The 26300-nt window shown below is 59.9% G+C and carries 30 protein-coding genes and 1 pseudogene; 21 read left to right on the top strand and 10 right to left on the bottom strand.

The features are described 5' to 3' along the window. The first annotated feature begins 47 nt into the window (after positions 1–47). A complete protein-coding gene (locus GYA95_RS14865) occupies positions 48–1370 on the top strand; it encodes an MFS transporter (RefSeq protein ID WP_049273832.1) in 1323 nt (440 codons plus the stop codon). Positions 1371–1396: 26 nt separating this feature from the next. Further along, the gene (locus GYA95_RS14860) at positions 1397–2326 is read left to right on the top strand and encodes a carbon-nitrogen hydrolase family protein (RefSeq protein ID WP_003464945.1); all 930 of its coding nucleotides are present in this window, start codon (positions 1397–1399) and stop codon (positions 2324–2326) included. Positions 2327–2689: 363 nt separating this feature from the next. On the opposite strand, the pseudogene GYA95_RS14855 reads toward GYA95_RS14860, so the two are convergent. Next, positions 2690–3586, bottom strand: a pseudogene (locus tag GYA95_RS14855) (DEAD/DEAH box helicase); the annotation flags it as partial. Between the two features lie 117 nt (positions 3587–3703). On the opposite strand from GYA95_RS14855, the gene istA reads away from it, so the two are divergent. The 8 genes from istA (at position 3704) to GYA95_RS28480 (ending at position 10550) form a co-directional block, all read left to right on the top strand. Then, entirely contained in the window at positions 3704–5203 is a 1500-nt protein-coding gene (gene istA / locus GYA95_RS14850) for an IS21-like element ISPst3 family transposase (RefSeq protein WP_110992713.1), read from the top strand. Then, positions 5196–5999, top strand: a complete 804-nt coding sequence (gene istB, locus GYA95_RS14845) for an IS21-like element ISPst3 family helper ATPase IstB (RefSeq protein ID WP_071890699.1) — start codon at positions 5196–5198, stop codon at positions 5997–5999. Before istA ends, istB begins: the two co-directional genes overlap by 8 nt. Before the next feature lie 354 nt (positions 6000–6353). Next, positions 6354–7475 (top strand): ISAs1-like element ISPa60 family transposase, encoded by a 1122-nt coding sequence (locus tag GYA95_RS14840; RefSeq protein ID WP_076611919.1) that lies wholly within the window; start codon positions 6354–6356, stop codon positions 7473–7475. Between the two features lie 282 nt (positions 7476–7757). Beyond that, the gene (gene msrB, locus GYA95_RS14835; RefSeq protein ID WP_003464965.1) at positions 7758–8201 is read left to right on the top strand and encodes a peptide-methionine (R)-S-oxide reductase MsrB; all 444 of its coding nucleotides are present in this window, start codon (positions 7758–7760) and stop codon (positions 8199–8201) included. Position 8202: 1 nt separating this feature from the next. After that, on the top strand, positions 8203–8742 hold the full coding sequence (gene msrA, locus GYA95_RS14830) for a peptide-methionine (S)-S-oxide reductase MsrA (protein WP_003464967.1): 540 nt from the start codon (positions 8203–8205) through the stop codon (positions 8740–8742). 140 nt (positions 8743–8882) lie between these two features. Then, positions 8883–9587, top strand: coding sequence for a glutathione S-transferase N-terminal domain-containing protein (locus GYA95_RS14825; RefSeq protein ID WP_003464969.1), 705 nt, complete (start codon positions 8883–8885; stop codon positions 9585–9587). After that, complete coding sequence (locus GYA95_RS14820; RefSeq protein WP_457852356.1) at positions 9584–10237, top strand: CorA family divalent cation transporter; 654 nt, start codon at positions 9584–9586, stop codon at positions 10235–10237. The genes GYA95_RS14825 and GYA95_RS14820 overlap by 4 nt, the downstream gene beginning before the upstream one ends. 121 nt (positions 10238–10358) lie before the next feature. After that, on the top strand, positions 10359–10550 hold the full coding sequence (locus tag GYA95_RS28480; protein WP_457852355.1) for a CorA family divalent cation transporter: 192 nt from the start codon (positions 10359–10361) through the stop codon (positions 10548–10550). A 204-nt stretch (positions 10551–10754) separates the two neighbouring features. On the opposite strand, the gene GYA95_RS27750 is transcribed toward GYA95_RS28480, so the two are convergent. Next, on the bottom strand, positions 10755–10922 hold the full coding sequence (locus tag GYA95_RS27750) for a hypothetical protein (RefSeq protein ID WP_016487060.1): 168 nt from the start codon (positions 10920–10922) through the stop codon (positions 10755–10757). Positions 10923–10997: 75 nt separating this feature from the next. On the opposite strand from GYA95_RS27750, the gene GYA95_RS14815 reads away from it, so the two are divergent. From GYA95_RS14815 to GYA95_RS14805, 3 genes are all read left to right on the top strand, one after another. Beyond that, positions 10998–12011, top strand: coding sequence for a zinc-binding alcohol dehydrogenase family protein (locus GYA95_RS14815; RefSeq protein WP_002118279.1), 1014 nt, complete (start codon positions 10998–11000; stop codon positions 12009–12011). A gap of 72 nt (positions 12012–12083) precedes the next feature. Continuing rightward, positions 12084–12515 carry a GlcG/HbpS family heme-binding protein gene (locus GYA95_RS14810; RefSeq protein ID WP_005006001.1) on the top strand — a complete coding sequence of 144 codons (432 nt, stop codon included), beginning with the start codon at positions 12084–12086 and terminating at the stop codon, positions 12513–12515. Between the two features lie 58 nt (positions 12516–12573). Then, positions 12574–12867: a DUF1330 domain-containing protein gene (locus GYA95_RS14805; protein ID WP_010591688.1), complete on the top strand. Its 294-nt coding sequence runs from the start codon at positions 12574–12576 to the stop codon at positions 12865–12867. 325 nt (positions 12868–13192) lie between these two features. Here GYA95_RS14805 and GYA95_RS14795 read toward each other — a convergent pair whose 3' ends face one another. After that, positions 13193–13663: a TlpA family protein disulfide reductase gene (locus GYA95_RS14795; RefSeq protein ID WP_003464979.1), complete on the bottom strand. Its 471-nt coding sequence runs from the start codon at positions 13661–13663 to the stop codon at positions 13193–13195. A 422-nt stretch (positions 13664–14085) separates the two neighbouring features. Between GYA95_RS14795 and GYA95_RS14790 the strand changes: the two genes are divergently transcribed. The 5 genes from GYA95_RS14790 (at position 14086) to GYA95_RS14770 (ending at position 16983) form a co-directional block, all read left to right on the top strand. Then, a complete protein-coding gene (locus GYA95_RS14790; protein ID WP_002118288.1) occupies positions 14086–14733 on the top strand; it encodes a sulfite oxidase-like oxidoreductase in 648 nt (215 codons plus the stop codon). Next, a complete protein-coding gene (locus tag GYA95_RS14785; RefSeq protein ID WP_002118292.1) occupies positions 14726–15472 on the top strand; it encodes a ferredoxin reductase in 747 nt (248 codons plus the stop codon). Before GYA95_RS14790 ends, GYA95_RS14785 begins: the two co-directional genes overlap by 8 nt. A gap of 453 nt (positions 15473–15925) precedes the next feature. Beyond that, positions 15926–16198: a glutaredoxin 3 gene (gene grxC / locus GYA95_RS14780; RefSeq protein ID WP_005005995.1), complete on the top strand. Its 273-nt coding sequence runs from the start codon at positions 15926–15928 to the stop codon at positions 16196–16198. A 67-nt stretch (positions 16199–16265) separates the two neighbouring features. Beyond that, a complete protein-coding gene (locus GYA95_RS14775) occupies positions 16266–16547 on the top strand; it encodes a DUF427 domain-containing protein (RefSeq protein ID WP_003464986.1) in 282 nt (93 codons plus the stop codon). Between the two features lie 169 nt (positions 16548–16716). Continuing rightward, positions 16717–16983 (top strand): hypothetical protein, encoded by a 267-nt coding sequence (locus GYA95_RS14770; protein ID WP_003464988.1) that lies wholly within the window; start codon positions 16717–16719, stop codon positions 16981–16983. Between the two features lie 860 nt (positions 16984–17843). Here GYA95_RS14770 and sdhC read toward each other — a convergent pair. Together sdhC and GYA95_RS14760 are read right to left on the bottom strand one after the other, a co-directional pair. Beyond that, entirely contained in the window at positions 17844–18218 is a 375-nt protein-coding gene (gene sdhC, locus GYA95_RS14765) for a succinate dehydrogenase, cytochrome b556 subunit (protein WP_005005993.1), read from the bottom strand. Between the two features lie 110 nt (positions 18219–18328). Then, positions 18329–19255: a recombinase family protein gene (locus tag GYA95_RS14760; protein WP_004574516.1), complete on the bottom strand. Its 927-nt coding sequence runs from the start codon at positions 19253–19255 to the stop codon at positions 18329–18331. A 201-nt stretch (positions 19256–19456) separates the two neighbouring features. On the opposite strand from GYA95_RS14760, the gene GYA95_RS14755 reads away from it, so the two are divergent. From GYA95_RS14755 to GYA95_RS14745, 3 genes are read left to right on the top strand one after another with little or no spacing between them, the layout of a single operon-like run. Beyond that, positions 19457–19696 carry a ribbon-helix-helix domain-containing protein gene (locus GYA95_RS14755; RefSeq protein WP_004574517.1) on the top strand — a complete coding sequence of 80 codons (240 nt, stop codon included), beginning with the start codon at positions 19457–19459 and terminating at the stop codon, positions 19694–19696. Next, positions 19696–20106 carry a putative toxin-antitoxin system toxin component, PIN family gene (locus GYA95_RS14750; protein ID WP_004574518.1) on the top strand — a complete coding sequence of 137 codons (411 nt, stop codon included), beginning with the start codon at positions 19696–19698 and terminating at the stop codon, positions 20104–20106. The genes GYA95_RS14755 and GYA95_RS14750 overlap by 1 nt, the downstream gene beginning before the upstream one ends. Positions 20107–20109: 3 nt before the next feature. Then, on the top strand, positions 20110–23106 hold the full coding sequence (locus tag GYA95_RS14745) for a Tn3 family transposase (protein WP_004574519.1): 2997 nt from the start codon (positions 20110–20112) through the stop codon (positions 23104–23106). 137 nt (positions 23107–23243) lie between these two features. Here GYA95_RS14745 and GYA95_RS14740 read toward each other — a convergent pair whose 3' ends face one another. The 5 genes from GYA95_RS14740 to merA form a co-directional block, all read right to left on the bottom strand. After that, positions 23244–23456 (bottom strand): DUF3330 domain-containing protein, encoded by a 213-nt coding sequence (locus GYA95_RS14740; RefSeq protein ID WP_004574520.1) that lies wholly within the window; start codon positions 23454–23456, stop codon positions 23244–23246. Positions 23457–23579: 123 nt separating this feature from the next. Continuing rightward, a complete protein-coding gene (gene merE / locus GYA95_RS14735) occupies positions 23580–23816 on the bottom strand; it encodes a broad-spectrum mercury transporter MerE (RefSeq protein ID WP_004574521.1) in 237 nt (78 codons plus the stop codon). Beyond that, positions 23809–24171, bottom strand: a complete 363-nt coding sequence (merD, locus tag GYA95_RS14730; RefSeq protein ID WP_004574522.1) for a mercuric resistance transcriptional repressor MerD — start codon at positions 24169–24171, stop codon at positions 23809–23811. The genes merE and merD overlap by 8 nt, the downstream gene beginning before the upstream one ends. After that, positions 24171–24587 carry a hypothetical protein gene (locus GYA95_RS14725; RefSeq protein WP_004574523.1) on the bottom strand — a complete coding sequence of 139 codons (417 nt, stop codon included), beginning with the start codon at positions 24585–24587 and terminating at the stop codon, positions 24171–24173. Before GYA95_RS14725 ends, merD begins: the two co-directional genes overlap by 1 nt. Positions 24588–24607: 20 nt before the next feature. Beyond that, positions 24608–26290 (bottom strand): mercury(II) reductase, encoded by a 1683-nt coding sequence (gene merA / locus GYA95_RS14720; RefSeq protein ID WP_004574524.1) that lies wholly within the window; start codon positions 26288–26290, stop codon positions 24608–24610. Positions 26291–26300: the final 10 nt, after the last annotated feature.

Raw genomic sequence — 26300 nt, 5'->3', positions numbered from 1 at the left:
TTCATAGTCTGCTGCCCATACACACCTAAGAAAAGCTGGGGAGCACCGTGGACGCAATTAATAAAAAAGTAAATCCAAGCAGTATCCATACCAAGGGTGAGCAGTCAGACATTCGCAAGCGTGCAATCGCGGTGGGTATCGGCAACTTCATGGAGTGGTTCGACTTCGCCATCTACGGCTACTTCGCTGCCGTGATCGGTATGTTGTTCTTCCCCTCTAGCGCCCCAGGTGTATCGCTGCTGTCGTCGCTGGCAGTGTTCGCCGTAGGCTTCGTATCGCGACCATTTGGAGCATTGATTCTGGGGCCCATCGGTGACCGCCTCGGTCGCCGCGCGGTGCTTATCATCACTGTCTTCGGTATGGGTGTGTGCACCACGATCATCGGACTTTTGCCCACCTATGAGGCAATCGGTATCGCTGCACCTGTCTTGCTGATCGTCATGCGTTTCGTGCAAGGCATGATGGTAGGGGGCGAATGGTCTAGCGCAGGTATCTACATCGTAGAGAGTGCTCCGTCCAACCGCCGCGCGACGGCAGCCAGCGTTATCACTGGAACGGCTGGCTTGGCCTTCTTGTTTGGTACGTTCACCGCCGCGAGCCTCACCTCAACACTCGATGACCAGCAACTGGCGTCCTGGGGCTGGCGGATCCCATTCGTTGCCTCCATCGTGATGACCGGTATCGCCATCTTCATCCGCCGGAAGCTGGGTGATACCCCCGTGTATGAAGAGCTGGTACGTCAACGCGATTCACAACAGTTCGAAGCACCGAGCAAGTCTGTACACCGTCGCGCCTTCATCACTACTTTCGCCTTCTCAGCGCTGTTCGGCGTCTCGCTCTACTACTTCATCACCTACGCCAATAACCACCTGGTCACTACCGTTGGGCTACCACGAAGCAATGCACTATGGCTGTGCAGCATCGCGCTGGTTGTCTATGTCATTGCCAATCCACTGATCGGCCGGCTCAGCGACAGCATCGGGCGACGCAAGCTGCTGCTCAGTGCTGCTGCCGCACTCTCTGTACTGGCCTATCCAATCTTCCTGCTGCTCAACACCGGCAACCCAGTGGCAATCCTCGCAGGATTGATCGTTCTGGGACTACTTGTGGCTGTAACTGCGGTGATGGATGTGGTGCTGCTGGTTGAAGTCTTTCCAGCGTCCATCCGCTCCACGGGAGCAGCGCTCGGTCACAACCTGGCCCTGGCGACACTCGCAGGCCCAGGCCCCTTCATTGCCGCCGCCCTGATTAGCCAGGCTGGCGACGCGAACATCCCTGCCGCCTATCTAGCAGCCGTCTCGCTGGCATGCCTCATCGTGCTGTGGAAGACCTTGCCGGAAACCCGCGACAACGACATCACACGTTTCTAGGTTCTTACTGCCCTCAGGAGTTTTTCATGACCAAAATTGCAGTCATCCAGGCCGCCTCTGTTCCTTATGATCCTGCAGCCAGCGTTGAAAAGGCTTCCACAATTCTGCGGCGCGTAGCAGATCAAGGTGCAAGGCTGGCCGTATTCCCTGAAGCGTTCATTGGCGGATATCCCAAGGGGATAGCTTTCGGTAGCGTAGTGGGTAATCGCAGCATCAGCGGGCGTGAGCTGTACCAACGCTATGTCGATGGGGCTGTGACGCTGGATGGGCCGGAACTGGCATTGCTTGCTGAAAGTGTCGAGCACACAGGGGTTACCACTGTGATTGGTGTAATCGAGCGCTTCGGTCGCACCCTTTACTGCACCGCGGTCACCATCGCCCCAGGCCGGGGTATTGCCGGTTACCACCGCAAGCTGATGCCCACCGGCCAGGAACGACTAATTTGGGGCTTCGGTGATGGCTCGACAATCGAGCCTGTAGAAACTGATTTTGGCGTCCTGGGGAGCGTGATTTGCTGGGAGAACTACATGCCAGCACTACGCCAGGCCATGTATGCCCAGGGTGTTCAGATCTACTGCGCCCCGACAGCAGATGACCGTCCGTCCTGGGCCAGCTCCATGGTGCACATTGCTCTTGAAGGGCGTGTTTATGTGTTGTCAGCCTGCCAGGCAATCCGTCTTGGTGAATACCCACAACAGCACCGCGATGCATTCGGCCTGGAGTTCAACGAGGACGATTACGTGATGCGAGGGGGCAGCATGGTTGTAAGTCCGCTCGGAGAAGTACTGGCAGGGCCGGTGTTCGACTGCGAGACAGAAATCTATGCAGACCTCAATATGGATCTGCTTAGCCAAGCCAACTTGGACTTTGATGTCGTCGGCCATTATGCCCGGCCGGACATCTTTGAACTCAAGGTGAACATTGCCCCGCAGGCCCCGGTAACCCTGGAGCGATAAGTAGAGCCTGTTTAGTGAAATCCTCCCTTTGACCGTCCAGTTTGGGCATGACTGCTTTAGGGATAGAGCCGCCGCAAGGCGGCTTTTTATTGCTGGCCAGGTTGTTGCCGCCATTTCCTGTGTAGCGAGGGCTTAGGCCCAAACCGATTTGCCAAGACAGATAACTCACCGACTTAACGTCCGCTTGTGGCACAAAGCGGACCAGCTATCGGCCAAGAGATGCCTTTCGCGAATAGCTGAACGCCCCGAGAGCGCATTGGGCCGCTCGGCGCGGAATTGGTGAAAGGCTGGTGACTGGCCTGTGTTGGCTCGGTCAGACTTCGGGCAGCCTCACCCTAGTTGGGGCTAACTGCTTACCGACCATCAGAGGCAAGCCAACAACAACTGCCGATAGTGCTGAGAAAAACTGACCTGATAGCTCGGCTCAGCAGCAAAATCCCCCAGCGAGTAGGCACCCGCCAAACCTGCACCAAGACTTTGCCCGGCCTCGCCTCCACCGCAGCCATCGATATCGCAGGTAGCCCCCATCCCACCAGCCATCGAACCAGAAGAGGCAGCGGGCATCTTCACCCGGCTCAGCACTGCCAGGTCATCCGGCAGATCATCCGCAATGCGCTCCGCAAAGCGCCGCAATGTTGGCTCCGCCAGCATGAACAGCCAAGCCTGATCATCGGACTCGCCCATCCGCCGCAGCACGCGCCCCAGGACTTGCCGGTAGTGCAGCTCAGTACGGATGCGGCTGAGGTAGCAGCACACCTGCAGGCGGGGGATATCCGTACCCTCGCTGATCATCCCAACAGCGACGATCCAGCGGCAATCACTGTGCCTGAACGCATTGATCACCTGTTGGGCATTCGGAGTCCGGTTGGTCACTACGCGGCAACCTTCCCCGCTGGCTTCCAGAGCCTGGACAATCTGCTGGGCGTGCTCAATATCGGTGGCGACCACCAGGCCGGCTGCATCCGGCTTGATCTGGCGAAGCTCATCCAGCTTGGCGCATCCCAGGCCGAGCAGTTGGTCGATCACCTCGTCATGGCGCAACAGCTCTTCGAAGGTGACGGGGGATTCACCAAGCAGCTTGGCGATGCTGGGGAACAGCCTGACGGTGCTCTCGGTCTCCAGTTCTTCAGTTAGCTTCACCTTCTGGTTATCGAGAAGGACGATGCGGGGCGCGCGGCACACCCCGTCGGCAATGGCCTCCCTCAGGCCATAGCGGTAGTCGCAGATCAGGTGTCCCTCGGGGGACGAGTAGCGGGCCAGGGTGTTGCCGCTGACCGAAAACTGACCCAGTAGAGGCTGTTCTGCCGACTGAAAACTGACCCAGGTGTTCAACTGCTTCTGCTCAATTTTTGAGCAGGAGAACACAGGGTGATCAGTATGGAAATGATGGGCAAAATTCGGCGGATGTATTTCCGCGACAAGCTGTCGCTGCATGAGATAGCCAAGCGCACCGGGCTGGCGCGCAACACGATTCGCAAGTGGGTCAGAGCACCTGAGGCCAAGCAGCCGGTGTACCAACGCCGCGCGATCTTTAACAAACTCAGCCCTTTTCACGCCACGCTAGAGCAGGCGCTAAAAGCCGATTCGCTGCGCCCCAAGCAACAGCGGCGCAGTGCCAAGGCGCTGTTGGCGCAAATCAAAGCCGAAGGTTATGACGGTGGCTACAGCCAGCTCACCGCGTTTATCCGTGCCTGGCGAGGGGGACAGGGCAAGGCGTCGCAGGCCTTTGTGCCGCTGACCTTTGCTCTTGGCGAGGCGTTTCAGTTTGACTGGAGCGAGGAAGGCTTGCTGGTCGGCGGCATTTACCGGCGTATGCAGGTGGCACATCTGAAGCTGTGTGCCAGCCGTGCGTTCTGGCTTGTGGCGTATCCGAGCCAGGGCCATGAGATGTTATTTGACGCCCATACACGCTCGTTCGGCGCCTTGGGCGGCGTGCCGCGCCGGGGCATCTACGACAACATGAAGACGGCCGTCGACAAGGTCAATAAGGGCAAAGGCCGGGCGGTGAATGCACGCTTTGCGGTGATGTGCGCGCATTACCTGTTCGATCCGGACTTCTGCAACGTCGCCGCTGGTTGGGAAAAGGGCATCGTTGAAAAGAACGTGCAAGACAGCCGCAGGCGTATCTGGCTAGACGCCCAGGACTGCCAGTTTCACTCCTTCGAGGAACTCAATGCCTGGCTGGGCCAGCGCTGCCGCGCGCTTTGGAACGAGCTGACGCACCCTCAATACAGCGGGCTGAGTGTGGCCGAAGTGCTGGAGTTGGAGCGCGCTGAACTGATGCCTGTGCCAGCGCCATTCGACGGTTACGTCGAGCGGCCTGCGCGGGTCTCCAGCACCTGCCTGGTCAGCGTCGGGCGCAACCGCTACTCGGTGCCGTGTGAGTACGCGGGTAAGTGGGTCAGCAGCCGTTTGTATCCGACGCGAATCGAGGTGGTGGCTGACGACGCGCTGATCGCCAGCCATGTCCGCTTGCTGGATCGCGACCAGGTCAGCTATGACTGGCAGCACTACCTCCCGCTGATCGAACGCAAGCCCGGTGCGCTGCGCAACGGCGCGCCCTTTGCTGATCTGCCGGCGCCGCTGCGTCAGCTTAAGCACGGTCTGGGGCGTCATGCCGGCGGTGACCGGATCATGGCGCAAGTCCTGGCTGCCGTACCGGTCGCCGGACTCGATGCCGTGCTGGTAGCCGTTGAGCTGGTACTGGAGAGCGGCAGCCTGAGCGCCGAACACATCCTCAATGTCGTGGCACGGCTGACAGCATCCGAACCACCACCCAGCGTCGAAACCCACTTGTCGCTCAAGGAAGCCCCCGTCGCTAACACGGCGCGCTACGACCGCCTGCGTGGCCAGGCCGAGGAGGTCGGTCATGCGTGATTTGATGGCGGAACTCAAGGAGCTGCGCCTGCACGGCATGGCCACGGCCTTGGCGGAGTTAACTGCACAGGGTGAGTCGAACACAGCCTCGTCCAAGTGGCTGCTCGAACACCTGCTGGAACAAGAGCACACAGATCGCGCCATGCGCTCGGTGAGCCACCAGATGAACATGGCCAAGCTGCCGATGCACCGCGATCTGGCCGGCTTCGACTTCAGCGCCTCCAGCGCAGACGCTCGTTTGATCAGCGAACTGGCCAGTCTGGCCTTTACCGACACCGCGCAGAACGTGGTGCTGATCGGTGGGCCTGGCACCGGTAAAACCCACCTGGCCACTGCGCTGGCCGTGTCCGGCATCACCCGGCACGGCAAGCGCGTGCGCTTCTACTCCACGGTCGATCTGGTCAATCTGCTGGAGCGCGAAAAGCACGACGGCAAAGCCGGGCGGATCGCCCAAGCTCTGCTGCGCATGGATCTGGTCATCCTCGACGAACTGGGTTATCTGCCCTTCAGCCAGGCCGGCGGTGCGTTGCTGTTTCACCTGCTATCCAAGCTGTACGAACACACCAGCGTGGTGATCACCACCAACCTGAGCTTCGCCGAATGGTCGAGCGTGTTCGGCGACGCCAAGATGACCACCGCCCTGCTGGATCGGCTGACCCACCACTGCCACATCGTCGAAACCGGTAACGAGTCCTATCGCCTGCAACACAGTAGCTTGGCGGCCCAGGCCAAGATCAAATCACGGGAGCGAAAGCGTAAGGGCGGCCAGGAACCGGAGGACGATGAGCCGTTCTGATTTCATGGCGACGACGGCCTGCTACATGGCTGCGTGTGGCAGGTCTTAAACAACTGAACTGGGCTAGCGAAGGAGTGGGGGCAACAGCAGCTGCGCTGGTAGACTTATCCACAGTTGCTGGTAACAAAATCAGCAATCCGCCCTGGGTCAAATTTCAATCGGCAGGGTGGGTCAATTTTCCATCAGCGCCAACACACTAAGCAACCATCAGAAAATTTTGACTGTACGCCAAAAAATTCGCATCTACCAGCATCTAAACAGGCGTTGCAGGGCAATCGCATGAACGCCTGCCGATTTGAATGAGTCCTTTCCCAGCGGGCATCCTGAGCGCCTCTCTACTCAGGATGCCCTGCAATGTCGCATCACATACCAATCTCCGATGTTCTGGTCGCCATCAATGATCCCCGTCAGCAGGGCAAGATTCGTCACGACCTGGTCGAAACACTGGTCGTGGCTATCTGCGGCGTGCTTGCCGGCGCTGACACCTTCATCGAAATCGAACTCTGGGCTGAGCAGCGGCTGGACTGGTTCCGCCGTATTCTGAAACTACCCCACGGCATTCCCTCACACGACACCTTTGGACGGCTATTCAGCCTGATCGATCCAGAGGAGTTCGAGCAGGCCTTCCGCTGTTGGGTTGCGGCGATCCTACCGGCCCTTTCTCCGCAAGTGGTTGCCCTAGACGGCAAGACCAGTCGCCGCTCCGGCAAGAAAAACACGGCCCCGTTGCACCTGGTCAGCGCTTTTGCGGCTGATTCAGGGCTGATTCTCGGGCAGAGGGCGACCTCCCAGAAGTCCAACGAGAAGACCGCCATTCCTGAGCTGCTGGCCACACTGGCGCTTGAGGGCTGCACCGTGACGATCGATGCCATGGGTACCCAGCCGGACATTGCACAGGCCATTCTCGATCGCGGGGCGCACTATCTGCTGGCCATCAAGGGAAACCAGCCGAAGCTGGCCGAAGCGATCGATGACTTCGCTGACACCTTTTTGGACGGCGATCCTGCCCGGGTACCCCATGCGCACTTCGAGCATGTCGAGAAGGACCATGGCCGGCTGGAGGTTCGTCGCAGCCATGTTTTCGACCAACTCCAGTGCCTGCCACAGCCAGAACGCTGGCCAGGACTGCGCACTTTCGTGATGCTGGAGTCCGAGCGGACTGTGGGCAACCAGACCAGCCTGGAGCGCCGTTACTACATCAGCAGTCTTGCTCCGGATGCAGAGCGCATCGCACATGCCATCAGGGCGCACTGGGGCGTGGAGAACCGCGTCCACTGGTGCATGGATGTCATTTTTGGTGACGATCAGATGCGGATCCGAACCGGGCATGCTGCCCACAACATGGCCGTTCTCAAGCAACTTACATTGAATTTGATCCGGTTGGATCCGGTCAAGCGCAAGGGTGGCATCAAGGCACGAAGGCTGATTGCTGCAACCTCTGATGATTATCGGGCTGAACTATTAGGTCTCAGGTGAGCTTCATGCGATTGCCTTGACAGGCGTTGTTGATTATCATAAAACACTGACACTGTATTATATAATCGTGCTTTTGTGTTATTTTTTTAATATTTACTGATTACGTACTTGCTTAACCACTCAGTTGCGCTAGAACTAATAGACGCGAAATTTAAATCTCTAATTTTCCAACACTTAGTAAAACCTCGTTTGCCATCCCACTACCATTGTAGGAGCAAATCAGGAGACATAAAAAATTAGCGGTAGCGTGCCTGGCCCTCTAGATAAGTATTGGAGACTGTAATGAAGTTTGAAAAGTCACAGACAGCAATCGACCACCTGACTCCCGAGCAACACCGAATTACCCAGGAGGCGGGCACCGAAAGGCCCTTCACGGGCGAGTACAACGACAACAAGGAGCCTGGCATCTACGTCGACATAGTGTCGGGAGAGCCACTGTTCGCTTCGACGGACAAGTTCGATTCGGGTACTGGCTGGCCCAGCTTCACCAAGCCGATCGTTTCGGCAAACGTGAACGAGGTGCGGGACAGCGCACACGGCATGGTCCGGACGGAGGTCAGGTCAGTACACGCAGACAGTCATCTCGGCCATGTGTTCCCCGATGGTCCTTCCGACCGCGGCGGTCTGCGGTACTGCATCAACTCAGCGTCCCTTCGCTTCATCCCGCGCGACGAGATGGAGTCCGAGGGATACGGTGAATATCTCGATCAAGTAGAGGAGGCTTAACATGCATCAGCGCGCTGTTCTCGCAGGAGGATGTTTCTGGGGCATGCAGGATCTGATCCGCAAGCGGCCCGGCATCATCTCGACCCGTGTGGGTTACACGGGCGGCGATATTCCGAACGCCACGTATCGTAATCACGGCACGCATGCCGAGGGGATCGAGATTGTCTTCGACCCGACAGTGACGAGCTACCGGAACATCCTGGAATTCTTCTTCCAGATCCACGATCCGACGACGCTGAACCGCCAGGGCAATGATCGTGGGCTCTCCTACCGGTCGGGCATCTATTATGTCGACGAGGAGCAGAAGCGCGTCGCCGAGGATACGATCGCCGATGTGGATGCCTCGGGGCTGTGGGATGGCAAAGTGGTGACCGAGGTCCAGCCGGTCGGCGAGTTCTGGGAGGCCGAGCCCGATCACCAGGATTATCTGGAGAAGCGCCCGGGCGGCTACACCTGCCACTTCGTCCGTCCCGGCTGGGTGCTTCCGAAGCGCCAAAAGGTTGACGACGTACAGCCAGCGGCCGGGACCGCGGCGGAATAGGCTTCACTGCCGTTGCCACTGCGCCGATCCGGTCCGCAATCTTCGTGACCGCGTCGTTCAGCGACGCGGTCATCGAACCCTACTTCAGAGTGACGGCTCGTTCCAGTCAGTCGCCATCGCAACACCAGGATCGCAGATTTATGCCAGACCTCTCGTCCTTTCCGATCACGCAGCGCTGGCCGGCATCTCATCCCGATCGCCTGCAACTCTACGCAGCCCCTACGCCCAATGGCGTCAAGGTCTCGATCATGCTTGAGGAGACTGGCCTGGCGTACGAGCCCCACCTGATCGACATCTCGAACAACGAGTCGAAGGATCCGGCGTTCGTGTCGCTGAACCCGAACGGACGCATACCGGCGATCATCGATCCGGCTGGCCCTGACGGTAGACCCATCGCCTTATGGGAATCCGGTGCGATCCTCCTCTATCTGGCCGACAAGACGGGTCAGTTCATCTCCACCGAACCAGGCCAGCGTTACGAGACCCTAGCGTGGGTGTTCTTTCAGATGTCGGCCATCGGGCCGATGTTCGGTCAGCTCGGCTTCTTCCTGCGATTTGGCGGCAAGGACTATGAGGACAAGCGGCCGCAACAGCGCTTTATCGACGAATCCACGCGTCTGCTGGGGATTCTGGATCGCCGGCTGGAAGGCCGCGACTGGATCGTCGACGACTATTCGATCGCGGACATCGCGACGCTCGGCTGGGTGAATGCGCTGGTGGAATTCTACGCTGCGGGTGACATCCTTGGCCTCAGCAGCTTTTCGAACGTCCGCGCATGGCTTGGACGCGGGCTGGCTCGACCGGCCGTCCAGCGTGGCCTCCACATTCCCGCGAGGCCAGCATGAGCATCATCGCCGCCTATTATTACAACGAAGGCAAGCGAGTTCGCGAAATCGCGCTCGATGAGCACGTCAAGTTGGGCGAGAGTCGCTCGGGCTTCTGCTGGATCGCGCTTAGCGAACCCACCCCCGAGGAACTACTCGCGATCCAAAGGACATATAATCTTCATCCGTTGGCGATCGACAACGCGATGCACCCGCTGTGCCCGCCCAAGCTCGAGGTCTACAACGATGAGTTGTACGTCGTCGCGCAGACCGCCGAGCTGGTCGGCGACCGGATCAGCTACGGCAAGATGGCGATCTTCACCGGTCACAATCACCTTATCACCGTGCGGCACGGCAATGCCGGAGCGCTGGGCAAACTTCGGGAGCAACTCGAGGCATCGCCGACGCAGTTCGGCAAGGGTGTCGACTATGTGCTGCACGCGATCTTGCATCGCGTGGTCGACCAGTATCTGCCCATCTTCGAAATGATCGAGGACGACGTCCTGGCGATGGAGCGACGGTCGCTGCACGATTTCCTCGGGCCAGAAGAGGTGGCGCGAATCTTCGAACTAAGGTCCGAACTCACGCGGTTCCAGCGCACGCTCGGGCTATGGCCGAGCTGGTGCGAAAGCTCGTTCGCGGCCACTTTCCCTGCATCAGCGCCGAAATGACACCATATTTCCACGACGTCGCGGACCATGTCCACCGCGTGCAGTCCATGGTCGACGGCCTCCTGCTTGTCCTGTCCACGGTCTTTGAGGCCAGCAGCCTTCTTGAAGCGCAAAGGACGGGGTGATCACCCGCCAGCTGGCGGCTTGGGCGGCAATACTGGCAGTCCCGACGGCGATCGCTGGAATATACGGCATGAACTTTAAGCACATGCCGGAGCTGGACACGGCCTACGGATACTTTGTCGTGCTCGGAGTGATAGCGATATCGTGCGTTTTCCTATTTGTGCGCTTCAAGAAGGCTAAGTGGCTGTGAATACTGCCCATCGTTTTCTTCGCCGTCATCTGACGGTTACAGCGGGCCTTATACGGAAGCTTGTCCAATCCAACTCAAGATGAAGGTGCGTCCATGACATAGCAGCTGACCGACGCTCTACAAGCAGTTCAGTCCTTCATCGCCAAGGGCTAAGACCGCGAATAGCGCGTCAAGGACAGCAATCTCGTCGATCTCGAGCCAGGATCAACCATCGGTCCGTGCGGCATCTGCGTCGACGCGGCGTTTCGCCTCGGAAGCGGTGATGATGGCGATAACGCCTCCACCCTCTACGCGATCACCGATCCGGCGACCGAGCATAAGGGCCTGTTGATCGACGTGTTCGATGAAATCTGCTACCGCGACCCAGTTCAAGAGTCGGGACCTCAATGTAGAAGAAGTTGACTAACGAGCATTCGCGTCATCCGATCAAGCAAGCTGGAGACATTTATGAAAGCCATTGGTTACAAGGTTCCGGGACCCATCGCCGCGGATGCCGCGCTGGTCGACATCAATCTGCCTCGGCCTGTCGCTGCAGGATACGATATCCTGGTTGAGGTGAAGGCCGTCTCGGTCAACCCGGTCGACTACAAGGTCCGCAACAGCACGCCGCCGGCAGATGGCGATTGGAAGGTGCTGGGATGGGATGCCGCCGGGATTGTGCGCGAGGTCGGCCCCGACGTCACGCAGTTCGAGTTAGGCGACGAGGTCTATTATGCCGGATCGATCACACGGCCCGGTACCAATGCGGAGTTCCATCTCGTCGACGCCCGGATTGTCGGTCACAAACCTGCGTCGCTCTCCTGGGCGGAAGCGGCGGCGCTGCCGCTGACGACGTTGACGGCCTGGGAGGCGATGTTCGACCGCCTGGACGTGGCGAAGCCCGTACCCGGTGCGGCGGAGGCGATCCTCATCATCGGTGGCGCGGGCGGGGTTGGGTCGATCGCCGTCCAGATCGCGCGACAGCGCACGGACCTCACCGTCATCGCCACAGCCTCTCGACCGGAAACCCAAGAGTGGGTAAGAGGGCTTGGAGCTCACCACGTCATCGACCATTCTCGTCCGCTCGCGCCACAGATCGCCGAACTCGGCATCGGTGCTCCCGCTTTCGTCTTTTCGACCACACATACCGAGCAACATGTCGCCGACATCGCCGAACTGATCGCCCCACAAGGACGGTTCGGACTGATCGACGATCCCAAGGCATTCGATATCATGGTTTTCAAGCGCAAGGCGGTGTCGATCCACCACGAGCTGATGTTCACGCGGTCGATCTACGGCACGCCCGACATGAATGAGCAGGGCGAGATTCTGGATGCGATGGCAGCGCTGGTTGACGACGGCAAAATCCGCACGACGCTGACCCGGCGACTGTCGCCGATCAATGCCGCCAATCTGAAGACGGTGCATGCACTGATCGAAAGTGGCGCGGCTAAAGGCAAGATCGTCCTCGAAGGCTTCTAACGACCGCGATCGCCAAACATCTTGTCCAACCTCAAAAAGCCGAACGGGTTATGCCCCAGCGATGAGAATCCCATGACCAAATCTATTGCCACCGCCTCGATCAACCGCGAAACCGCAGTCGCCCTCATCGACGCGGCGCTCGCTGCGGCCCGTGCCATCGGCATCCCGGCTGCCGTCGCCGTCGTCGACGCCACCGGTAACCTGCGCGCGTTCGAGCGCACCGACGATGCGCCGTTCCTTACCGTCGATGTTGCCATCGACAAGGCCTGGAGTTCCGCCTCGTTTGGGTTCCCGACCCATGTCTGGAACGACTATGTGACCAACGATCCAAAAGTGGCGCCGCTAGCCTATCGCCCTCGGATGGTCGCTGTCGGCGGCGGTTATCCGATTCTGGAGGATGGGAAGTTGATCGGCGGCATAGGCATCTCCGGAGGCAACTATCAGCAGGATCAGGATGCGTGCGTCGAGGCACTCATGAAAATCGGGTTCCAGTTGCCAGCCTGACGACTGTGAGGCCATCACCGGTGGTAATGGCCAACAGATCCAACCTTTGAGAGGCCTAATGATGGAAGCGTTCGTCGTCTTTACGCGGGAAGAAACCAGCGACCCACATGCACTCGCAACCTATTCTGCAGGCGTCGGACCATCGTTCGATGGTCACGACGTTACCTTTCTCGCCGCTTATGGCGCGATCCAGCATTTGGAGGGGCCGCCCATCGAAGGGGCCGTAATCTTGCGTTTCCCGACGATGCAGGCCGCTCGCGACTGGTATGACAGTCCCGCCTACCAAACCATCGCTGCTCAACGCTTTGCCGGTTCCCGTTACCGCGCCTTTATCATTGAAGGGCGGCGGTGACATACCGACAGAAGCACTTCGGCGCTGACCACGAGGTATCGGCGTGTGAACTCGCATCTTGGGAATCTGTGGGGGGGACCAAGACAGCGGCGCTAGGGGCTCATATCGTCGATCGGATCAGAGAGTTGCTCGGCGAGAATGGGTTATCTATTGCCGAGCTGACGGAGCGGAGCCGCCCTCTCCCAACGGATTGATTCAATCGTTGACGCTCCTCCTATCCGGATCCGGGTTTTCGCACGCTGATCAACAGAGTTACAGCGCGCAACGCCTGTAGTGGGCATCAGGGGATGGGTGGCAATCAGGATGATTGCCCACCTTCCAACGATTAACCTTGCTCAAGTTGCTTCACTAGTCGCTCCGCGTCGAGATGGAAGTCCGAGAAAACAATGCTACCGCCAGCGTCGATAACCGTAAACCACGGAGTTCCTCGTGTGCGGTAGTCTTCCATGAAGGTTGGAAACGGCGAGCCGGTCGGTTGCTCGTCGTGACCGAAAACGATAGGAAGCTCATACTTGAGCTGGTTCACGCGCAACTTCTCGAAGGTATTCTCATGCGTTCCTTCGAAGACGGTCTGGATCACTGCGAACCCCACGTCTTTTGAGCTCAACGCTGCATGCAACTTTTGTAGCGTCGGAAACCCATGCAAATGGCAACCTTGGCACCAATGCTGGAAGGCAAACAAGATTTTCGGGCCGGGCCCGATATCTGACAGTTTGAACGGCGCGATACTTTCCCCATCTTTGCCAATCCATTTTTGCACCCGCAGCTCAGGCGCTTGTCGTTCGATCTCGTTCATCTGATCCTCCAACCCCGATACAGAAGCTTAGTGGATGATCGCGCGTCGCGACGGTGCGCGAACGTCCGACCTTATTTTCCCTATTTCCTGAAGCCAGAATAGATCAGATCGACATTTCGTCCTTAATATACTCAAGCTGCCGGCGAGCGCGAACTGGGCAACCATGCGCTGGTGAGCCTTGAGCTTTGCACGCTGCCCATCCGTTTGAGAGCGAACCTGCAACTTCCGCTCCGCATACCGCAGATCAGCGTACGCAGCCTTGGGGTTATCTACCCTATAGCCATTGGGTATTGGGAATCATGCTGGCCTGACGCTATGTTCGATACGCGATTTTTTACGATGATAGAGCATCTGTATCTGATTTTTAGTCGATTGGCTTATTCGGCGGATGTGCGGGCAAATGCTTTACGCAGAGTACTGAAATGAAGGCCGGCTTCGGTCTGCCGTATCGAGCAAGAGGGGTCACTATGGTCACCAGAGGTTTCACCGGTCGCGGTTCAGGCGACCAGTCCGATCGGATTCCGCCAGGTCAGCATCTGGTGGAGGATTTCCCTGTTCTGTCGGCCGGCCCTACGCCGAGGGTAGAGCCCTCCGACTGGAAATTCACAGTCAAAATTGGTCCGAAGCCCGTCAAAACGTGGAATTGGGGCGAATTCAACACTCTACCAAAGACCCAGGTGACAAAGGATATTCACTGCGTCACCTCTTGGTCCAAACTGGATACCGTTTGGGAGGGTGTACTCATTGAAGACATCCTTGCAGATGCAGAGCTTGATCGGCCTACCGATTTCGTCTTGGCGCACTGCTACGATAATTATTCGACAAACGTCCCTCTGACGGATCTGCTTTCCGGGAAAGCGATGGTCGCCCTCAGTTATGCGGGCAAGCCACTTTCCCGCGATCATGGGGGGCCGGCGCGTCTTCTAGTGCCGCACCTTTACTTCTGGAAATCCGCCAAATGGGTGAATGCGCTGCAATTCACGACGCGTGACGAGGCCGGCTTTTGGGAGCTGCACGGCTATCACATCTACGGCGATCCGTGGCGCGAACAACGATACACCCATGACTGAAAACGAAGCGCAAGTCCGTTCGTGGCAATCATGCGTGATCGACGACATCATCCAGCAAACACCGAGTATCAAGAGCTTCTTCCTTCGGTTGAGCAAGCCGTTCGCGCACACCGCAGGTCAGCACGTCGATATCCGGCTGACCGCGCCCGACGGCTACAGTGCAATGCGCAGCTACTCGATCGCGTCATCGGCAGTTTCGACCCCGATCGTCGAGATAGCTATCGAGCGCATGCCGGATGCCGAAGTTTCGCCGTTTTTTCACGACATCGCGGCGATTGGTGACGAAATCGAAGTTCGCGGTCCGCTCGGTGGCCATTTCCTTTGGCCTGAGCCTGCCATAGATCCGGTTCTGTTGATCGGGGGAGGCTCCGGCCTCGTGCCGTTGATGGCAATGATCCGGCAGCGCCGCGCATTGGCCCAAGCCGTTCCGACAGCGTTGCTCCTGTCCGCACGAACCGCCGAGGACGTTCTCTTCTCAGAAGAACTTCATTGCATCGAAATCAGCGATCCGGCGTTCGTCCTGGCGCTCGCGATTACGCGCGAGAAACCGGTTCGCGCATCGGACTTTGCGCGACGGATCGACGGCATGATGGTCCAAGAAATTCTAACCAGGCTTCAGGGAAAGCCGACGCAAGTGTTCGTCTGCGGGTCTAACGGATTCGTCAACATCGCAACCGATAGCGCGCTGCTGGCGGGCTTGGACGCCTCCATCATCAAGACGGAGCGCTACGGGGGCTAGCGGCGCGAGCTATCTCACGTCGCGCCGATCGTAGACGTGCGCCCTGGGAAGCTTTGGCGATCAACGTGAACCGTTTTGCCGAACACAGTCTTCGTACCCCCCGGCCTCTAGAACGCCTTCGCTCGCGATACCTGGCTCGACATCAAGCTCAATTTGAAAGTTCCTGCACTATCCGTCGTCCTGATATGCTCGACCAGCATGATGGGCGATTCGAGCGGGACCGCTTCCGTCCCAATCGAGGCTCGGTTACCTTAGAGCATCGGCTCGGCGCTACAGGAGGCGCGTGCGGCCTCTGCCTGGCGGTGAAAGCACTTTGGGCCATGTCGCCTGGATAGCGGCCAATCGTCAGCATCTGCTCCGATGTCGGCCAAGGTGCAGTCGCCATCTTTGAACGCCGCGAATTGGAGATCAACGCCATGACAGCGATCCGCGTGCAACTGCCGGAGATGCAATATGACAACTGATGTATTGCTGTACACCACGAATTGGTGCCCGTTCTGCCGCCGAGCGAAGGCGCTCCTCAAGGAAAAGGGCGTGCGATGGAAGGAGCTCGATATTGAGGCGGATCCGGCTCACCGGCAGGCCATGGCGGAAGCGTCGGGGCGAAGCTCCGTGCCGCAGATCTTCATCAATGGCACCCTTATCGGTGGCTCCGATGAGCTATTCGCGCTCGATGTCAGAGGCGAGCTCGACAAACTTCTCGGACGCAACCCGCCTGCCACCTGAGGAGGTGCGGCTTGGGGCAGCCAGCCCGCGAGCCTTCGCCGGTTGATGAATACAAAAGGAGAGTCCGTTGGTCTCAGCCATCTGGAAAGACACTACTATCGCCACAAGCGACGAAACAGTCATCGTCGAGGGAAATCACTACTTCCCACCGTCAGGAGTCGACCTGAGCCTGCTTGAGATGAGCCCGCACACATCTGTCTGTCCGATCAAAGGCGCCGCGCGCTTCTTTCATGTTCGCGCGGGTGACGCGCTCAACGTGAACGCCGCTTGGACCTATCCCGCCCCCACTCCGGATGCCGAGGGTATCCGGGATTACATCGCTTTCTGGAAAGGCGTGGACGTTGCCTAGCAGACTGGACGGACGACTTCGCTGATAGCCATGCGGGCGCCGACATCTCAATTATCCTGCCCACCCCGGGCCTCGTCGGCTGCAGGAATCTGCCCGGCACCTTAGCGCGACCCGGCACTGGCGGTCTCGCACCCGCCGCGCCTCTGTTCTATCAATAAGGATGGATGACATGGAGCATTCCGAGTTCGATGCCGCTTTCGCGAAGCTTGCGGAGGGATACAGAGAAGGGACTTATGAAGGCCGGCGTTTCAGCTTGATCGTCCGGCGATCTGGGGACGGACGTCGCAACAGTCTGTTCGCCAGGGAGTTGGACGGGACTGACATTGTCAGCTTCAACCTCTTCCGCGTTACATCAGATAGGACATTGTTGAAGCCGTGCGAAATGTCCGCCGAAAAGGTCGTAGCGTTCGTGCTGGAGTTCCGACCGGACACCTGACGGGCAGAAGAAGATCCCGGCCAACCGGCGCGCCTGCGACGGCCGGCTATCTAAGGCTGCGCAAGCCTATAGCCGCAGCTCATTGCACTTCGTCTGGCGAGGAATTCAACATCGATACGTCGCCATCCGCGGGGATATCGGTACAGGCGCCCGTGTAAGCCAGATTGAGAAATCCTAAGCGATGACTAACACCAATGACGCCACCCTTCCGACACATTCTATTCTTGAGGAATGCACAGCGATGGCTGTCGTCAACGCTCTGAAGATTATTCTGAAGAACAGCTACGCGATCTACCTTAAGACAAAAAATGCCACTCGGGCGCATCCCGCCCCTACTTCAGGGACTTTCACTTGCTTCTCGCTCTGTCACTCACAGCATCGGCACGCCCATGACGCATGGTATCCAGGCCTCATAATTTTCCCATATAACCTTCTTGTCTTTTGCGCACCCAGAAAGACTCGAGGCTTTAACTGGACAGATGAGCCCTCGAGGGTAGTGTTCACCTGATTGGCTTTCTCATATCTGATGTTGATTCGCACAGTGTGCCAACCAGGTGATAGTTTCAAAAAACCTGCGCTTCAGAGCGAATTAGACGATCTTCGATAAGAGCGATCCGCCTCAAAATCCAAAACATCTAACATTGTCCTAGAGCCATATTTGTACCTAGTACTATGGCGCTCCCATTAACACATTTGATGATGCACAGAAAACTTAGCTCATGATAGCTTTCAGCTAACAGCTATTCGGAAGCCCGAAAGGATTCAACCGTTTAAGCGTGAACCGTCGATTATAAATACTTTCGTAAGTTAGCTTTAAAGGACGCTTTTAGTCCTTGTAAATACGCATTACGACTCCACAGCTACCAAATCCATACGGCGCCAGCAACCATTAAAACACCCGACACTACTAAAACAATAGTAGAGGCGCGATTGCTGCCTTTCAAAGTATGACCAACACCCACATCCATAACTAGGTGTCGAATTCCGGCTACGAGATGATAAATAAATGAAGAGTATACCAACCAGAAACTAACTTTGCCGAAAGGTGAAGAAAAAATCTCCTTGACTTCATTAAAACCCTTTTCTGACTCCAACGATTTGCTCAGCATATACAGTATCAGTCCCAGAAAAATAAAGAGCATAATTCCTGAAATCCGGTGCAGAATCGATGTAAGCGCCGTGAGAGGAAGCTGAATGGTTCGAATATCAAGATTAACCGGCCGCTTTTTATTCATTTTGACTCCAGTCAACAATTCTAGTGGGGGATTTCAGTTTTCGATCTCATTCATCATAGCAGCTGTAACTGGGGTTTGGGGAGCAATGGAACAGAAAGTGCACTTAAGCCCTACCAGCGCCGTTCAGAGCCTTCTTCCCAGGCATCGGCTTCGATAAAGCAGTTGCGCATGTCGGCTTCCTGGCTGATCTCGGTCAGCAAGTCATGCACGGTCTTGTCCAGCTCATCGTCGCTCCGATACGGAATGGCCAGTTCGTAGTTGCCCGACTCCAGCCGTTTCATACTGTAGGGCTCCAAGCAGTAGCGCTCGATATTTTCCTTGGCCCGTTTCCGGCCGCGAACGAACTTGCTGTTGTTCACCACCGCCAGGCGCAGCGTGACGGTGGCCACCTGCTCGGCGGCGGGCTCTGCCGGCGACGCGACATTGCGTTGCTGACCTCGCGGCTGGGCGCTCTTCTGGTGTGCGCCGATCTCAACACCACGATGGCGCAGGTAGCTGTACAGCGTGCTCTTGGAGATGTGTAACTTCTCGCCGATGGCGCTGACGCTCAGGCGGCCCTCGCGGTACAGCGTCTCGGCCGCCATGGAGGTGGCCTCGGCCTTGGCTGGGAGGCCCTTGGGACGGCCACCGATCCGGCCCCGCGCCCGCGCGGCCGACAAACCCGCCTGAGTCCGCTCGCGGATCAGCTCGCGCTCGAACTCGGCCAGCGAGGCAAACAGGTTGAACACCAAGCGACCTTGGGCGTGGGTGGTGTCGATTGGGTCATTCAGGCTCTGCAAGCCGACCTTGCGCTCTGCCAGCTCGCCGACCAGCTCGACCAGGTGTTTGAGGGAGCGCCCGAGGCGATCCAGCTTCCAGATCACCACGGTGTCGCCCGCTCGAACATGGGCTAGCAACTTGTCCAACTCCGGCCGGGCGCTTTTCGCGCCGCTGGCGATGTCTTGATAGATGCGTTCGCACCCGGCCTGTTTCAGGGCATCGACCTGGAGGTCGGCGTTCTGATCCCGAGTGCTCACCCGCGCATAACCGATCTTCATCAAAAGTACCGTTTACTCGACTACGTTAGTAATAGTTGAACTTTGATTAAGCGTACCAGTTATTTGAACCGTAGCGCAGGTAGGTTAACCAGCCGATTCCTGTCCACTTAAAGTTCGGCAAAACGAAGGTTTTTTTGAACCATTGCATAGCCCTTTGTGATTGGCGTATAAACACACAAACACCTACTAGCGGGGAACGCCATGAATACGATTCGCTGGAATGTCGCCGTCTCGGCCGACACCGACCAGTCGCTTCGGATGTTTCTGGCCAGCCAGGGCGGTGGCCGGAAAGGCGACCTGTCGCGCTTCATTGAAGAGGCGGTGCGGGCCCACATCCTGGAACTGACGGCCGAACAGGCCAAGGCCGCTAATGCCCATCTGAGCGAGGCAGAGCTGACCGAAGCGGTTGACGAAGCGCTCGACTGGGCACGTAAGCGCTGATGCGGGTCGTGTTGGATACCAACATCCTGTTCAGCGCACTGATCTCGCCGCATGGCGCGCCCGATGCGATCTACCGTGCCTGGCGGGCGGCGCGTTTCGAGGTAGTGACCTCGCGGATGCAGCTCGATGAAATCCGCCGAGCCAGCCGCTACCCCAAGCTCCAGGCCATCCTTCAGCCCGCCAAAGTGGGAGCCATGATCAATAACCTGCAACGGGCTGTGGTACTGGAGCGTCTGACCATCGAGGTCGAAGCCGATGATCCGGATGACTCGTTTCTGCTGGCCATGGCCCTGGCAGGCGATGCGGACTACCTGGTGACCGGTGATCGCCGCGCCGGCCTGCTGCAACGCGGGCACATCGAACGCACGCGGATTGTCACGCCCGCCGTGTTCTGCGCCGAGGTGCTGTGATCGATGCCGGTCGGTTTTCTGACCCAGGAGCAACGCGACGGTTTTGGCCGCTATGTCGATGCCCCCAGTCGTGAGGAGCTGGAACGCTACTTCCACCTGAGCGACGACGACCACAAAATCCTCCTACCGCTGCGCGGCGAGCACAACCGCCTTGGCTACGCCACCCAACTGACCAGCATCCGCTACCTGGGCACTTTTCCCGACGACTTTTCAGCCGTCCCCCAAGAGGTGCTGCAAGCGCTCAGTCGCCAGTTAGGCATTACCGATCCAACTTGTATCCTGGCCTATGCCGAAACCCGCCAACGTCAACGTCATGCCGCCGAGATTCAGGAGCGTTACGGCTATCGGGTGTTTGCTGATTCCAGCGTCGGCTTTCGACTTGCCCGCTGGCTGTATGCGCTCTGTTGGACAGGGACAGATCGTCCTGGCGAGTTGTTCAATCGGGCGACGACCTGGTTGCTGACGCACAAGGTTTTACTGCCCGGCGTCACCGTTCTGGAACGGTTCATCGCCCAACTGCGCAGCCGGGTCGAAGAACGCCTCTGGCTAACCCTTGGCCGCAGTGTGAGCGAGGCGCAACGGCAGCAGCTACAGGACTTGCTGCTGGTCGCCGAAGGCAACCGCAGTTCCCGGCTGGATCAACTGCGCTCCGGCCCGGTGATGGTCAGTGGCCCCGCACTGATTCGGGCGCTGCGCCGGCTTGATGACGTGCGCGGCATCGGCATCGCCTTGCCAGCGGCGGCGCACATCCCGCCCAGCCGTATCGCGGCCCTGGCTCGCTTCGCCAACACCGCCAAGGTCACGGCGATCAACCGGCTGCCGGCGTCGCGGCGGATGGCGACACTGGTGGCGTTCGCCCTGTGCCTGGAGGCCACCGCGCACGACGACGCCCTGGAGGTCCTGGAAGCGCTGTTACGCGACCTGTTCAGCAACGCGGAGAAGGCCGACAAGAAAGCCCGCATGCGCAGCCTGAAAGACCTGGATCGCTCGGCGGCGACGCTCGCCGCCGCGTGCAAGGTCGTGCTGGACAGCTCAATCAGCGATGACAACGTGCGCGCCCGGCTGTTCAACGACCTGCCGAGGGCCTCGCTGGAGAAAGCCCTGGAAGATGTCAATGCGCTGATCCGCCCGGTTGACGATGTGTATTTTCTCGCCCTGGAGGCGCGCTACCGCAGTGTGCGCCGTTTCCTGCCCGACCTGCTCAAGCACATCCGCTTCGGCTTCAGCCCGGCCGGCAAAGGCGTGGTCGCCGGCCTGGATTGGTTGCAGCTGAACCTGCCCCGCCGGAAACCGGAGGATGACGCGCCGCAGGAGATCGTGGCCAAGGCTTGGCAGAAGCACATTACCCGCGAGGATGGCTCCCTCGACATGGGCGCCTATGTGTTCTGCACGCTCGATGCGCTGCGCACGGCCCTGCGCCGGCGCGACGTGTTCGTCTCGCCCAGTTGGCGCTATGCCGACCCGCGTCTCGGCCTGCTCGACGGTGCCGAATGGCTGGCGGCGCGGCCGATCATCTGCCGCTCGCTGGGCCTGACCATTGACGCCGGCACCACCTTGGATGCGCTGAGCGCCGAGTTGGATGCGACCTGGCAGGCGGTCGCGGCCCGCCTACCCGACAACCCCGCGATCCAGCTGAGCGAGAACGCCGAGGGCAAGACCGAGCTCTCGCTCGGCACACTGGACAAGCTGGAGGAGCCGAACTCGCTGCTGCAACTGCGAGCAGCCGTGGCTGATCTGATGCCGCGTGTCGATCTGCCGGAAATCCTCTTGGAAATCGCCGCTCGCACCGGCTTCGCCGAGGCCTTCACCCATGTGTCCGAGCGCAATGCGCGGGCCGACAACCTGGTCACCAGCCTCTGCGCGGTGCTGCTGGGTGGGGCCTGCAACACCGGCCTGGAGCCGCTGATCCGCACCGACAATCAGGCGCTACGCCGCGACCGGCTGTCCTGGGTCAGCCAGAACTATATCCGTGACGACACGCTGTCAGTGGCAAACGCCATTCTGGTGGGGGCGCAGAGCCAACTGGAGCTGGCCCAGGTCTGGGGCGGCGGCGAGGTCGCCTCCGCCGATGGCATGCGCTTCGTGGTACCGGTGCGCACCGTGCATGCTGGCCCCAACCCGAAGTATTTCGGCACCGGCCGGGGCGTCACCTGGTACAACTTGATTTCCGATCAGTTCTCCGGCCTCAACGCCATCACCGTGCCCGGCACCCTGCGCGACAGCCTGGTGCTGCTGGCCGTGGTGCTGGAACAGCAGACCGAGTTGCAGCCGACGCAGATCATGACCGACACCGGGGCCTACAGCGATGTGGTGTTTGGGCTGTTCCGCCTGCTCGGCTACCACTTCAGCCCGCGCCTGGCCGACGTCGGCGGTACCCGTTTCTGGCGCACGCGCCCGGAGGCGGATTACGGCAAACTCAACGGCCTGGCCCGGCAGTCGGTCAAGCTCGATCTGATCGCCGAGCACTGGGACGACCTGCTACGCCTGGCCGGCTCGCTCAAGCTCGGCCGAGTGCCGGCCACCGGCATCATGCGCACCCTGCAAACAGGGGATCGTCCCACCCGCCTGGCCCAGGCGCTGGCTGAGTTCGGTCGCATCGAGAAGACCTTGCACACCCTGACCTACATCGACGACGAGTCCAAGCGCCGCGCCACCCTGACCCAGCTGAACCGGGGCGAAGGCCGCCACAGCCTGGCCCGCGCCGTGTTCCACGGCAAACGCGGCGAGCTGCGCCAGCGCTACCGCGAAGGCCAGGAGGACCAGCTCGGCGCCCTCGGCCTGGTGGTGAACATCATCGTGCTGTGGAACACCCTCTACATGACGGCGGCCGTAGAACGGCTCAGGCAGCACGGCTACCCGGTGCTGGAGGAGGATGTCGCGCGGCTCTCGCCACTGATCCACGAGCACATCAACATGCTGGGCCGTTACTCCTTCGCGGTGCCGGAAGAGGTTACCCGCGGCGAACTGCGGCCGCTGCGCAATCCGGACGACGACCAGTAGGTGTAACGGCCTGGGTTCGAAATCGGCCGGGCACCGCACTCGATGCCACTTCCAGCTCAGACGGATTGCGACTGACGGAGTCCTCGGGCTCACGCTTTCTGCGACCAGCAAGAGCCACTTTTCCGGTGCAGCGCGAATTAGCCGTCCTGACGGGTACTGACCTTTTGTGTGCAGGGGTGATCAGGCTCGGATGCCGCCCTCTTATCTGCTCGCGACATGAAACGCTGATAGCACTCCAGGCCACAGAAGTGCACGACATACTCGGAACCTTCCGGCGTCAGTGCGGCGTCAAGGGGAATGTCCTTGCAGCATTCGCAGCAGCTGATGGTGGAGGTGTTGTTTGTGTTCATGATGGGGGTTCCTCCATCGTCCAAGAAAACCTAGCAACGCTTTCCCCCCGTGACTGAGCGCCGATCGACCTGCAGCCTCCCTGCCCAACTCGGCAGTGGTGGTCGCGCCGTGCTCCGAGCGGGTCACGGTCGCTTCCGAAAGGCCTGCAATGCCGCTCGCAGGAAGAGGATGAAGAAAACCGCCAGCACGAGCGTCGCGAGGCTCCACTGCTCGCTGACGAACGCGCCGGCCGCTGTCCCCGAAAGCAGCAATGCCAGCACCGGCAGATGGCAAGGGCAGGTGAGCGCGGCGAGCACGCCCCAGGTGTAAGCACGCCAGCGGAAGACCTTGCTTGACTCAACGTGATCGGCGTTACGCATAGGCAGAACCTTCGCCGGCGCAATGAGTCAGCCCGGCCAGCTGGGTTGCCACTGCGGCTAAGGCCGCCTGCCGTGCCGTGACTAGCCGGAGCAGGCACTCGACGCAGCCGATCAAGTCGGCGCCATCGTCCGCATCGAGCGCCCGGCAGAGCCGTGCCAATTCGTCGAGCCCGATACCAGACTCGAAGGCGGCGCGCACGAAGCGCAGACGCGCCAGGGACCGCTCATCGAAAATGCCGTAACCGCTCTCCGTGCGCCGCGCGGGGTGCAGCAAGCCACGCAGCACATAGTCGCGCACCACATGCACGCTGACGCCCGCGTCCTCGGCCAGTCTGGATATGGTGTAGGCATTCATCACCGACACTCCCGGTCTTCCCCGCAAACTAGGGCGCTCAGATATTTCCTTCCGGCTAGGCGTTCAGGTAGCCAGATGAGCAATGGCGTAACCCCTAGTGCCAGGAGCAACCACAGCCGGGAGTGATACTCGCCGTTTGGGGCAAACCCATAAGCCAGCAGCGCACCCAGCGCGAGCATCAGGAAATACGGCCCGGTGATGTAGCAGTGAAGGCGGCGACAGCGCGCGGCGTTGACCAGGCAGGCGCCGCCCATCACGAGTAGCGCGGCGCTCGCTGCCAGGAACAACGCAGGGCGTCGATCCGCCAGAACAAGCGCTATGGTCGCCACGACGGCAGGCAGCCCCCATAAGCTGATTACCTGCCAGGTCTTGCGCAGGCTGTCGCGACTGCCGAGATCGCTTGCCGTGTCGTTCATGCTTCAACCTCGCGCGCTCATTACCCGGCGCAGCAGGACAGCTGCTTGACGTCCTTGGCGAAGGTTTGCGCCGCGAGCTTCAGCCCCTCGACCATCGTCAGGTAGGGGAACAACTGGTCGGCCAGTTCCTGCACCGTCATCCGCGCCCGGATGGCGATGGCGGCGGTCTGGATCAGTTCGCCCGCCTCCGGGGCCACCGCCTGCACGCCGATGAGCCGTCCGCTACCTTCCTCGATGACCAGCTTGATGAAACCCCGCGTGTCGAAGTTGGCCAGTGCGCGTGGCACGTTATCCAGGGTCAAGGTGCGGCTGTCGGTCTCGATGCCGGCGTGGTGCGCCTCCGCTTCGCTGTAGCCCACGGTGGCCACCTGCGGATCGGTGAACACCACGGCCGGCATGGCGTCGAGATTGAGCTTCGCCTCGCCGCCGGTCATGTTGAGCGCCGCACGGGTGCCTGCGGCCGCCGCCACGTAGACGAACTGCGGCTGGTCGGTACAGTCGCCGGCCGCATAGATATCCGGGGCACTGGTGCGCATGCCCGAGTCGATCTGGATGGCACCGCGTTCGTCCAGCTTCACGCCGGCGCCTTGCAGATTCATGCCTTGGGTGTTGGGCGTGCGGCCGGTGGCGACGAGTAGTCGGTCGGCATGCAGCTCGCCATGATTGGTGCTCAGGATGAACTCGCCGTCGACGTGGGACACCTGGCTGGCTTGCGTGTGTTCCAGCACTTCGATGCCCTCCATACGGAAGGCTGCCGTCAGCGCTTCACCGATGGCCGGATCTTCGCGGAAGAACAACGTGCTGCGTGCCAGGACCGTGACCTTGCTGCCCAGCCGGGCAAAGGCCTGCGCCAGTTCCACCGCCACCACCGAGGAGCCGATCACGGCGAGCCGCTTAGGAATGGTGTCGCTCGCCAGCGCCTCGTCCGAGGTCCAGTACGGGGTGTCCTTGAGTCCGGGAATCGGTAGAACGGCCGGGCTCGCGCCGGTGGCGATCAGGCAGCGGTCGAAGGCGACGATGCGCTCGCCGCCCTCGGCCAGTTCCACGCTGAGCGTGCGGCCGTCCTGGAAACGGGCGGTGCCGCGTACCAGGGTGATCGCCGGCGTGCTCTCCAGAATGCCTTCGTACTTGGCGTGGCGCAGTTCGTCGACACGACCCTGTTGCTGGGCGAGCAACCGCTCGCGCAGGACGGTCAGGCTCGTGGTGGACAGTCCGGCGTCGAACGGGCTCTCGCGCCGCAGATGGGCCACATGCGCGGCGCGAATCATGATCTTGGAGGGCACGCAGCCAACGTTGACGCAGGTGCCGCCGATGATGCCGCGCTCGATCAGGGTGACGCGCGCACCGCCTTCCACCGCCTTGAGCGCGGCCGCCATGGCGGCGCCACCGCTGCCGATGACCGCCACGTGGAGCCTGTCGCCATCTTTCCCGGCGCCAATGCTGCCGCTCAACCAGCCCCGCGCCTTGTCGAGCAGGCCTGAGCGGGTAGGTGCCGTGGCGTCTTCGAACGCCGCTCGATACCCCAGGGCCTCGACGGCGGCCTGCATCTGTTCACGGCTTACGCCCTCGTCGACCTTCAGTTCGGCCTTCCCGCTGGCGTAGGAAACATCCGCCCGATGCACGCCGGGGATCTTCTCCAAGGCCTCTTTCACATGCTCGACACAGGAGGCGCAGGTCATGCCGACGATTTGTAGTTTGGTCATAGTGTTATTC

It is taken from the genome of Pseudomonas asiatica (genome assembly GCF_009932335.1).
Taxonomy (GTDB): domain Bacteria; phylum Pseudomonadota; class Gammaproteobacteria; order Pseudomonadales; family Pseudomonadaceae; genus Aquipseudomonas; species Aquipseudomonas asiatica.
Note: the sequence above shows the minus strand (reverse complement) of the source record. Positions and strands in the feature narration are given on the sequence as shown.